At 34.0% G+C, this 11,533-nt stretch carries 7 protein-coding genes and 3 pseudogenes; 5 read left to right on the top strand and 5 right to left on the bottom strand.

Going from position 1 to position 11,533, the window contains the following annotated elements:
- Positions 1-340, bottom strand: a pseudogene (locus tag HMPREF2818_RS10245) (restriction endonuclease subunit S); the annotation flags it as partial.
- Positions 341-547: 207 nt separating this feature from the next.
- On the opposite strand from HMPREF2818_RS10245, the gene HMPREF2818_RS06530 reads away from it, so the two are divergent.
- The 5 genes and pseudogenes from HMPREF2818_RS06530 (at position 548) to HMPREF2818_RS06505 (ending at position 7,957) form a co-directional block, all read left to right on the top strand.
- On the top strand, positions 548-1,981 hold the full coding sequence (locus tag HMPREF2818_RS06530) for an ATP-binding protein (RefSeq protein ID WP_001077062.1): 1,434 nt from the start codon (positions 548-550) through the stop codon (positions 1,979-1,981).
- Positions 1,982-2,047: 66 nt separating this feature from the next.
- Positions 2,048-3,619, top strand: coding sequence for a DEAD/DEAH box helicase (locus HMPREF2818_RS10360; RefSeq protein ID WP_001867142.1), 1,572 nt, complete (start codon positions 2,048-2,050; stop codon positions 3,617-3,619).
- Between the two features lie 13 nt (positions 3,620-3,632).
- Entirely contained in the window at positions 3,633-5,075 is a 1,443-nt protein-coding gene (locus HMPREF2818_RS10355) for a hypothetical protein (RefSeq protein WP_021075507.1), read from the top strand.
- A 768-nt stretch (positions 5,076-5,843) separates the two neighbouring features.
- Positions 5,844-6,704: a helix-turn-helix domain-containing protein gene (locus tag HMPREF2818_RS06510; protein ID WP_000471421.1), complete on the top strand. Its 861-nt coding sequence runs from the start codon at positions 5,844-5,846 to the stop codon at positions 6,702-6,704.
- 72 nt (positions 6,705-6,776) lie between these two features.
- A pseudogene (locus HMPREF2818_RS06505) lies at positions 6,777-7,957 on the top strand (MFS transporter).
- 61 nt (positions 7,958-8,018) lie between these two features.
- Here HMPREF2818_RS06505 and HMPREF2818_RS06500 read toward each other — a convergent pair.
- From HMPREF2818_RS06500 to HMPREF2818_RS06485, 4 genes and pseudogenes are all read right to left on the bottom strand, one after another.
- Complete coding sequence (locus tag HMPREF2818_RS06500) at positions 8,019-8,669, bottom strand: ABC transporter permease (protein WP_000812155.1); 651 nt, start codon at positions 8,667-8,669, stop codon at positions 8,019-8,021.
- Positions 8,670-9,482: pseudogene (locus HMPREF2818_RS06495) on the bottom strand (osmoprotectant ABC transporter substrate-binding protein); the annotation flags it as partial. It abuts the gene before it with no gap.
- A 116-nt stretch (positions 9,483-9,598) separates the two neighbouring features.
- Positions 9,599-10,234 (bottom strand): ABC transporter permease, encoded by a 636-nt coding sequence (locus tag HMPREF2818_RS06490; protein ID WP_000247053.1) that lies wholly within the window; start codon positions 10,232-10,234, stop codon positions 9,599-9,601.
- Complete coding sequence (locus tag HMPREF2818_RS06485) at positions 10,234-11,379, bottom strand: betaine/proline/choline family ABC transporter ATP-binding protein (protein ID WP_000529593.1); 1,146 nt, start codon at positions 11,377-11,379, stop codon at positions 10,234-10,236. Before HMPREF2818_RS06485 ends, HMPREF2818_RS06490 begins: the two co-directional genes overlap by 1 nt.
- Positions 11,380-11,533 lie beyond the last annotated feature (154 nt).

Below are 11,533 nucleotides of genomic sequence, written 5' to 3'. Positions count from 1 at the left end.
GAGGCGGGAGGGGGAGGAGAGTTGAATTTAGAAAACCAGAACTTACCCTTGGCATTTTAACACCATAAACCGACTGGATAATATTAAAATAATAAAACGGTGAAATCATACAGTATCTTATGTAATCTAGCGAAATATTCCCAAAAACTTTAATCGGAAGAAGTTCTGTTGTCGCGAAACCGTTTTCGTCAGAAATGATAACTTTCTTTAGATTGGGCCGTAATTTAGCATATAAAATAGTGTCTTTAGAAAAAGATATTTTATTACTTTTATAAGACGACTTTTCTGTTTTATAGTTTTTTCTAACTAATCTTCCGGTCTCTTTTTCTATATCTTCCATATCTAAAACCCAGCTATCATTTGGAATCTTATCTCCAGATATACTAGAAAAAAAATTCAACGAAGATATATTACCTAACCTTACCCATTCCCAGCTTTTTGGAATGTTGTACGGCACTTCCTTATAAGGTTTCTTAGCACAATGAATTGGAAGCAAGAAAGAATGGGAGATGTGTTATAATAGAGCTATAACACTCAGGAGAATGACATGAATCAAACCCTATCCCACTACCAGTTCTCACCAGAGACTCAATACTTGGACAGGAAATCTGCACGTAAAAAGCCGTCTGAACTTCTTAAACACCTGATTGCCTTTGCTAATGCAGATGGTGGCCAGCTGGTAATCGGTATTGAGGACGACAAGCAAAATAACATCATTACTGGCTTCAAAGATGGCAGAGCCTATCCCATTGATGACTTCAAAAAGATTGACCGTGAGATGCGTGATACTCCTTTGGACTTATCTTTTGAAGAAATCCCTGTGCGAAACCATAAGGGTGAAGACGATGTGATTTTGGTTATCTCAGTTGAATTATCTTCAAATCGAGTGATTGCTGCGCCTAATGATGAAGTTTACCTGCGTCAAGGGGATGAAACGGTAAAATTAAGTTATGAACAACGAACTCAGCTCAGCTATGATAAAGGACAACGTTTCTTTGAGGATGAAGTTGTGGCTGATGCGACCTTGGAAGACATCGATGATGACCTGGTTCAGGACTTCAAAAATCGCTTTGATATTGCAGACCGTTCCACCGAGGAAATTCTCAAAGCTCGGCGTTTTCTGGTCAATGGAAAATTGACCAAGGCTGCTATCTTGCTTTTTGGCAAATACCCTTCAGCTTTCTTCCCTCAAGCTCGTGTTCGCTTCCAACGGTTTGATGGCACGGACATGGGGACAGGTAGTAGCTTTAATGTCATTAAGGAAGTGACCTTTGATGATGCTCTACCAACCCTGATTATCAAGGCTCGTGATTTTATTCGTACCCAGCTGCGTGAGTTCCAATATCTGGATGACAATGGGCAATTTCAAATTTTGCCTGAATATCCAGAATTTGCCTGGTTTGAAGGTGTTGTCAATGCTGTTACTCACCGTGATTACTCTGTCTATGGCGACCATATTCGTGTTCTTATGTTTGATGACCGACTGGAAATTCATAGCCCAGGGAAATTGCCAAATATCGTCACCGTTGACAATATTAAGCATGAACGGTTTTCAAGAAATCCTCGGATTGCCAGAACCCTGACGGAGTTTGGATGGGTCCGTGAGATGAATGAAGGTGTGAAACGGATTTACTCAGAGATGGAATCAGCCTTTCTCCATGAACCAAAATACTCTGAACCTGGGAACAAGGTTATTCTGACGCTTGAAAATAATATTGTCAGCCGACACCTACGGACCCAAGATAGTTTGGAGAAACAGTTTACTGATTTTGGAGACCTCAATGCCGATGAGCAATTGTTGATCCATTACATGTACAATTCAGGAGAGAAGATGACAACTGCAAAAGCCATTGAACTGACAGGAAGAAGTCGTAAGTTTATTGTAAAAACGATGAAAAAATTACAAGAATTGGGTATGGTTGACTGGTATGGTGCCAATAAAAATGACAGAAATCAATACTATACTTTAACGAAAAATTAGCCTATCCTCTAAGAGATAGGATACAGTAGGATACAGTAGGATACAGTAGGATACAGAGGCTTTGTGATGGAAAAATTCAAACAAGAAATTAAGAATATTGGTTCAAATAAGTTAGCCTATTCAATAGACCTTAATAATCAAAAAATTACCAAATCAGAGATTGTAAAAAGCTGGGGCAAAGCGTATTCTGAGAAAGTTGCTAACGGTTCTTTAGGTAATGGATTGCGCCCTCCTCAATATGGTGCACTTTCTGCTATACGTTCTCATTGGGTTGTCTCTAATGAACCGGCCACAATAGTTTTACCGACAGGAACAGGAAAATCTGAAACAATTTTTTCGACAATAGTCTCAGAGCGTATTGCTACAACTTTGATTGTTGTTCCAAGTAATTTACTTAGAGAACAACTTTTTGATCAGGTTAAACATCTGGGGATTCTTCCTAAAATTTCAGTTGTATCTGATCAGGCAATTTTTCCTAATTGTCTATTATATAAATCTACTGTGAAAGATAGTGAAAAGGATATTTTATTTAATGAAATTGATAATATAAATATCATTATAACTACACCAGCGCTGATTAAAGCGTTACCGAATGATCTGTTTGAAAAAATCTATTCGAACGTTGAATTAGTTGTATTTGATGAAGCTCACCATCTTGCTGCAAATGATTGGAGAAAAGTAAGAGATAAGTTCTCAGGTAAAAAGATTTTACAATTTACAGCGACCCCATTTCGAAATGATGGTAAGAAAATTGATGGAAAAATAATTTTTAAATATAGTTTATCTCTTGCTCTGCAAAACAATTATTTTAAACCAATTGATTTTCATCCTATCCATGAGTATAATATTACAAAATCGGATGAAAAAATCGCAGATGTTGCAGTTAAACTTTTGCAAAGTGATTTGGATAAGGGATTAAATCACATTCTTTTGGCGAGAGCTAACTCTAAAAAAAGAGCTGATGAGTTATTCGATAAAATATATTCGAATTACAAAATATATAATCCAGTGATTATACATTCTGATAGAAAAAAGTCGCAAAACAGAGATTCGTTAGATCTACTAAAATCAGGAAAATCACAAATTGTTGTATGCGTGGACATGTTTGGTGAAGGTATTGATATTCCTTCACTTAAAGTTGCTGCAATTCACGACAAATATAAGTCATTACCAATTACTTTACAGTTTATGGGAAGGTTTGCAAGGTCTGGTAAAGAAAGGTTAGGCAGTGCTAAACTGATTACTAATATAGCATCAGAAGACTTAAAAGAAGATATCGATGAATTGTATAGACGTGATGCGGATTGGACTAAACTGCTTCAAATTAAGTCAGATAGAGCAATAGAAAAAGAAGTTCAGATAGAAGAATTTATTTCCCAATTTGAAAAAACAAGAGCAAGTAATATTGACTTATCTCAAATAAAGATGAAAATTAGTTCTCGAATATATAAAACGGATATGAAAGAGGTAAATATCAACGCCTGGAAAAATGTTCTGAGTGCAGAACATACTACTCACTTGATAAATGAAGAGAAGGGAATTTTAATATTTATTGAAGAAATAGAGAATACAGTTAACTGGTCTTATCAAAAAGATCTTGTCGAATATTTATATAATTTTTTTGTAATCTTTTTTTGATGAGTATAGAGGTTTGATTCATATTAATGAGTCAGATAGTAGAAAAGGAAATGATTTGGTAGAGCAAATTTTTCCTAATTCTATGCAAATCAAGGGAGATGAGATTTACAGAGTGCTTGACGGTATTAATCGACTAATGATTGGAACACTTGGTTTAAAACAAATACCTGGAGGAAATGTCAGTTTTCGGATGTTTGCTGGGGTTGATGTAAGAAAGGGAATAAGTGAAGCAACTTCATTGGGTTCAATCAAATCAAATATTTTTGGACATGGATACAGAGATGGAAATAAAATAAGTGTAGGTTGTTCTTATAAAGGAAAAGTTTGGATGAGGTGGGTTGAAAGTCTTAATTTTTGGGTAGATTGGTGCCAAAAAATTGGGGCAAAAATTTTAGATACTAATATTGATACAAGTATGATATTAGAAAACTCACTTACTTCAGAAGTTGTTACAGAATTTCCGGATGGGGTTCCTTATAAAATAACACCTGACAGTATAATTGAAACTAGTAATTCAACTGCAAGGGCATTCTATATTGAAAAAGAAGATAAGCTGTATCATTTTTTTGAATCAGACTTTAGGAACCCTCGTCTTGAAAAAGGCTTATTGATTTTTGAACTTTGGATTAGTGAAAGAAAATTTATTTTCCAACAACATATAGATAAAAAGGGGTTTGGTTTTTTGCAAATTTCTGGAGATGACTTATTTATAAAGAGATCAAATAATAAGATTTTATTTTCACAATATTTAAAAGATCATAGTCCAACTATTTCTTTCATACAGAAGGATGGGGTTCGGGTAATGTTAGAGGGTAATCTACAAATTGTAGATAAACCGAGGAGTAAGGCATCGTTGTCAAATGAGATGCTTGTTCCGATAGAATGGAAAAAATATGGAACAAATATACGAAAAGAGTCTCAAGGTGTTGCTAAGGATAGAGCATCCATTCAATATGTAACTATAAATAAATTGATAAATACTGATGAATTGATAGTTTTTGACGATGATGGTTCAGGAGAAATTGCAGACATTGTTACAATAAGTGCTAATGAAGCAGAGCGCAAAATACTCATAAATCTGTATCATTGTAAATATTCACATGGTGATGAACCAGGTGCTCGTGTATCAGATTTATACGAAGTGTGTGGTCAAGCAGAGAAATCAATTATTTGGAAAGATAATTTATTAGATTTCCTTGATAGAATGATAAAAAGAGAGTCAATACGGATTTCTAAAAGACAGAGTTCTCGGTTTGAAAAAGGAAATATTAATGATTGTCGGACAATCAAATCTATGATAAAAGATGGCTTTAGTACTGATATGAGAATAACCATTGTACAGCCAGGTGTGTCGATTTCGAAACTAAGTACTGAGATGAAGCAATTGTTATTATCAACTGAGTATTATTTAAGTGAGACATATAATATTCCTCTTAACTGTTATTTCAGTGAATGAGAAATAGTTTTAAAATTCGAATACTCTATGCTTTTTATGAGTATGAATCTTGAGTGATATAAGTCACTAGCAAGTTAATATAAAAAAAGTTAATTATACAATGATTTTCCTGTTCATTTACTCAATTACATAAGCTCCGAAAACGAATTTTTGGTAATCTAATGGTAATCCATTGTTTGTAGGATTAGGTTATAAGTGCTTATTTTTAATGAAACTGACTTTTGAAAGCTTGATTTAATAAGCTTTTATTGAGGTTTTACTTTTGCTACCCAAAACCAGGTTTAAAAAAATCCCGTAAAGCATCACAATCCTCAAAACGTTAATATATACCTATATATCAGCGATTGGAAGCACTTCATGGTTCACACCATGGGGTGTTTTTTGTGTAATATTCAAAAATTGTCCTAAAGTCATTTTTAAAACTTCTAAATACTTGAGAAACCATTGTAAATTTAAATAACTACTTTAAATAGCACAAAGGCAATGACAAAGTTAGATGAGATGATTCTATTTTAATTTATAATTGAAAAAAAGAGTATATGATGGAGGAATTTTGTATGGTAAGTACTCAATATATGAAAGTAACCTTACGAGAAAAATTCCCAGATAAATTAACATATGTTGATTTAGAAGAACTTGTGATATGATATTACAAATAAAAGAAAATGACTATATATCAGCTCATATATTGGTTAAAGTTGGTAAATATAAATTATTGAAATTACCTCATAAGTTTACCAATGAGATTACGGTTAGAAAGGAATACTAATGTTTATATATGGCCCTATTTTTAGGGAATTTCGACTTAATCGACAGTTTTCTCTTAAACAGGTTGCTTCAAATGAACTTTCTGTTTCTCAGTTATCACGATTTGAGAGGGGTGAATCAGATTTATCATTAACAAAATTTTTAGGGGCTTTAGAGGCAATTGATTTATCAATTAGCGAATTTATGTATAGAGTAAATAAATATCAAAAATCTGATCAGATATCTTTAATGTCTCAGATGGCTCAATATCATTATCAAAGAGACGTAGCTGGGTTAGAAAAGATGATTTCTGTGGAAGAAGGTAAACTAAAAAAGGATAGTTCAGATATACGTTGTCGTTTAAACATAGTTCTTTTTAGAGGAATGATATGTGAATGTGACTCCTCGAGAAAAATGTCGGAAGAAGACCTTTGCTTTTTGTCGGATTACCTCTTTCAAAAAGATAGTTGGGAAATTAGTGACTATATTTTGATTGGAAATCTTTACCGGTATTACAACACAAGGTATATTTGCCAACTTGTTAAAGAGGTTATCAATCAAAAGGAATATTATCGAGATATTTATACAAACCGCAATGTTGTCGAAGCAACCCTCCTAAATGTGGTAGAGACACTAATAGAACGGCGCGCTCTAGAAGAAGCAACATTTTTTGTAGAGAAAGTTGAAGCACTTTTAAATAATGAGCGGAATGCTTATCACCGTATTATTTTACTCTATGAAAAAGGATTTCTTGCCTATGCTAAAGGGGATAGTCGAGGAATACAAAGCATGAAGCAAGCTATTTTTTGCTTCCAAGCAATTGGTTCTAAACATCATGTTGAAAATTTTCAGGAACACTTTAATAGGGTAACAAGATTATAAAAAATCCCATTTATGGGATTTTTTAATATTTCTCCTTTTGGTTTGCTATAATGTCGAACTAAGGAGGGAATTATGAATATTAATGGTATAAAATTACTATCTAGTCGAGCAGTCAGTAAACTTGGTGATGTGCTTTATGATTATGGAAATAGTACTTGGATTGCTTCGATGGGTGGTCTAGGACAAAAGATTTTAGGTATTTATCAGATAGTAGAGTTGTTGGTTTCTATTGTCCTCAACCCTTTTGGAGGCGCCTTAGCTGATCGCTTTCAACGAAGAAAAATTTTACTAATAACAGATGCTATCTGTGCTATCATGTGTTTCTTACTTTCTTTTATTGGAGATGATAAAGTAATGGTGTATGGTCTAATAGTTGCTAATGCTATCTTAGCGGTTTCCAATGCTTTTTCTTCTCCGGCTTATAAATCTTATATTCCTGAAATAGTAGATAAAGCTGATATCATTACCTATAATGCTAATCTGGAAACCATTGTGCAAATTATTAGTGTAAGTTCCCCTGTTTTAGGTTTCCTTATTTTTAATAATTTTGGTATTAGGATTACTTTAATTGTTGATGCGATTACTTTTTTGATCTCTTTCCTGTTTCTTTATGCTATTAAAGTGGAAGGGTACAGCTTTCAAAACAAGAAAAGGTAGCGATAAAAAATATTTTAGCTGATATTGCAGATGGATTTACTTACATCAAAAAAGAAAAAGAAATTATGTTTTTTCTAATTATTGCTGCTTTATTAAACACTTTCCTAGCAATGTTCAATTATCTTTTACCTTTTACTAACTCCCTATTGAAAACTTCAGGTGCTTATGCAACAATACTTAGTATATCAGCTATCGGATCAATTATTGGAGCGCTTATTGCTAGAAAAATTAAATCTAGTATTAATTCTATGCTATCTATGCTAGTATTCAGTAGTTTGGGAGTCATAGTTATGGGATTCCCATCTCTATTTGAATTACCGATATGGATATCTTACAGTGGTAGTTTTCTTTTTAATAGTCTTCTGACAATGTTTAATATTCATTTTTTCAGTCAGGTATAAATCAGGGTCGATGAAGCGTATATGGGGCGTGTGATGTCGACTATATTTACTATTGCTATTATGTTTATGCCTATAGGAACACTATTTATGACTATCTTTTCATTTGCCTTATCAAATGTTAGCTTTATTGTTATAGGATGTGCCATTGCTATATTGGGAGGATTAGGATTTAGCTATAGTAAAAAACAATTTTAGAACTTAAGAAATTATTCTGAAACATCAAAAAAACTTGTCTCTACTGACAAGTTTTTAATAGTTATTTTCTTGGTTCAAGCATGCGTTGGATACCGCCTAGGATTAAATCAGAGAAAATTGCCATAAGGGCTGTTGGAAGAGATCCTGCTAAGATAATAGCACCACCATTTGTTGCATTAGTTCCTCTTATGATGATATCTCCAAGTCCGCCTCCACCGACGAAAGCACCAATGGCTGTAATACCAATTGCTACAACAAGGGCATTTCTAAGTCCAGCCATGATAACAGAAATAGATAGTGGTAACTCAACCATAAATAAACGTTGACGCTTAGTCATGCCCATTCCTTTAGCAGCATCTAGTAAGTCGGAGTCAACATTTCTAATACCAGTGTAAGTATTTGTGATGATTGGCAGAAGAGAATAAAGAAAGACAGTTGCAACTACTGTTTTAATACCTAGCCCTAGACCTAACATAATGATAGAGATCATAGCTAAAGAAGGAATGGTTTGGATGACATTTGCGATTCCCATAACAAAGGTTTTAATTTTACCACGTCTAGCGATGAAGATACCTAGAGGGATACCAACAATTGCAGCTAAAATAACGCCGTAAATTGAAATTAAAAAGTGGTGGATAAATTGTTCTAAGATATAACTACCATTATGTTGGAAGTAGTAGATAAATTGTTGGAAAGTATTCATTTGTTTCATTTATTTATCTCCTCTAAAATAATGGTTTTTTTCTAAAAATTGTTTGGCAACAACTGAAGGTTCTAAAAGTTTATCATCTACCATATAATTAAGGTTTTGCATCGTTTTTAAATTGATTTTACCATCGAGTCGATGGAGTAATTTTTTTAGTTTAGGATCTTTTTTGATGATAGAATTGTTGACAACCATAGAGGCTTCATAAGGAGGAAAGAATTTTTTATCATCCCTTAAAATTTCTAAATCATAGCTCGAAATACGACCGTCAGTGGAGTAGCCTAATACAGATTGCATTTTGTTACTTTCAACTGCATCATAGACTAAGCCAATTTGCATAGGGTAAATATGTGAAAATTCAAAACCGTATGTTTTAGCGAAATCAGTGTATCCATCTCCCTCGCGATTCATCCATGAACTATCAACCCCTGCCTTCATAGTTGTTGATAACTTTTTGAGATCAGAGATCTTGGTGATTTTATTCTGTCTGGCAAACTCTTTAGTAACCATGAATGCATAAGTATCAGAAAAACCATAAGTAGGATACCAAGTTTGATTGTAGCGTTTTTGGAATTCAGTTTTTACAATCTTAGAAGCTTCTTTAGGGTCTTTAACAGCTTTTAAGCCAAGAGTTCCTGTGATGTCTGTTCCTGTATAACGTGTGGCAGCAATGTCAGCATCACCACGGAGCAAAGCTTGGTGAGTAACCGTAGAGGAACCAAGATTGCTTATTAAAGTTGTGTTGTATCCTAATTCGTGATGAATTAATTCGGTGACAATATTTGCCATGATACTAGACTCTGTAGAACTTTGGGCAGCAACCTTAATTGTGGTATGACCAGGTTTTTTAGTATCGGTTAATTGACAACCAGAAATCGTTAAGAGGGCTAAGCAAAGTGTAAATATCTGTAAAAAGTGCGATTTTTTAAGCATATCTAAGCCTCCCTTCTTGTTGTTCTGGGCGTTAGAGCTGTTTCCAGTAATCCTAAAAGATAATCTATAATAAGTGACAGGATAATAACAGGAATTGTGCCCCCTAGAATTAATTTGGGCTGAAAAAGATTTAACCCGCTAAAAATGAGATCACCAAGTCCACCTGCACCTATATAAGAAGCTAATGTAGCCCAAGCAATAACATAAATAGTAGACAAGCGAATACCAGCCATAATAATTGGAGTAGCTAAAGGTAACTCAACTTGAAATATAGATTGAATAGGTTTCATTCCCATCCCTTTAGCACAATCTTTAAGTGTTGGATTGACATTATTCATACCTATATAAGTATTCCTTAGTATAGGAAGCAAGGAATAAATAAATAAAGCAACGATAGCTGGGACTTTTCCAATTCCAAACAATGGAATCATTAAAGCTAATAAGGCTAAACTTGGTATAGTTTGTAGCATGCTAGCTATAGCAATGATAATTTTGGCTACTTTGGGAAAACGTGTTAAGACCACACCCAATGGAACAGCAATTGCAATCCCAAGTGCTATAGCAAAAAATGAGATATAGACTTGTTCCCATGTTTTTACTAATATTTGCATGCCATACTGTGATAAGAAATTGACCATTATTGATCCTCCGTTTCAGTATCGCCCCAAATAATATCGTATAACATATCAACTAGGGATGCACGAGTAACAATGCCCTTTAGGTTATTCTCATGGTCAACAACTGGAGCGTATTTTAAACCACGTTTTAAAATACGCTCAGCAGTATTTCTAAGTAAGTCGTCTTCCATAACATAAAAATCAGTATGTTTTAAGATATCAGAAACAAGTCGGTCTTTCTTATATTTACTGCTTAGAGATTCTAAGTCAATAAAACCAATTAATTTACCGTTATCGGTTACTAGAAGTGAGTCAACGCGTTTTTGGCGCATTAGTGTAATAGCTTCAGTTAGTGTTTTTTCAGCAGTTATTGAAACAGGATTATTTAACATTATCTGTTTAACAGGGGTAATATCAGCCTGCGCATGAAGAAGACGCTCTTCCCCAATCATTTGTTCAACGAAACTGGTAGCAGGATGATGTAAGAGATCATTGGGTGTCCCTTCTTGGACCATTTTACCATTGTCCATAACAATAATTTTTGTTGCTAACTTGAGGGCTTCATCCATATCATGAGTAACTAAGATGATAGTTTTCCCCATTTCTTCCTGAAGAGACTTGACTAAGTCTTGAATACCTTCTCTAGTAATAGGATCCAGAGCTCCAAAAGGCTCATCCATTAAAATAATATCTTGGTCTGCTGCAAGAGCGCGAATGACACCGATACGTTGTTGCTGACCGCCAGACAACTCACTAGGGTAGCGATCCAAATATTCTTCGGGTAATTCAACTAATTTAATAAGTTCCCTTGCTTTAGCTCTTTTAGCTTCTTCTGACCATTTCAATAATTTTGGTACAAGAACTATATTTTCGTAAATGGTCATATGAGGCATTAAACCAATGTTTTGGATAACATATCCAATTCTGCGTCTTAATTCAATGGGGTTAATAGTAGAAATATCTTTTCCCTTAAATAATAGAGTACCATTTGTTGGTTTTAACATATGGTTAACCATACGCATTAATGTTGTTTTACCTGATCCACTCGTACCGATGAAACAAACGAAATCACCAGGGTAAATTTTAAGGTTAATATCTTCAACCGCAACATTTTCCCCATACACTTTATTGATATTTTGATATTCGATGATAGGTTCTTGGCCCATATTATTCTCCTCTACAAACTATATTATAGTAATAATATCAAAACTTTGGCAACATGTCTGAAATTTGTTTTAAAATTTAATGATTTTAAAAAGAATCGTTAAGCTTGCGCCCGATCTACATTTTCAGAAAATGTAGAAAAAAGTATGAAAAAAG

Origin of the sequence: Streptococcus sp. HMSC076H09 (genome assembly GCF_001811765.1) — a bacterium.
Lineage (GTDB): Bacteria > Bacillota > Bacilli > Lactobacillales > Streptococcaceae > Streptococcus > Streptococcus agalactiae.
Note: the sequence above shows the minus strand (reverse complement) of the source record. Positions and strands in the feature narration are given on the sequence as shown.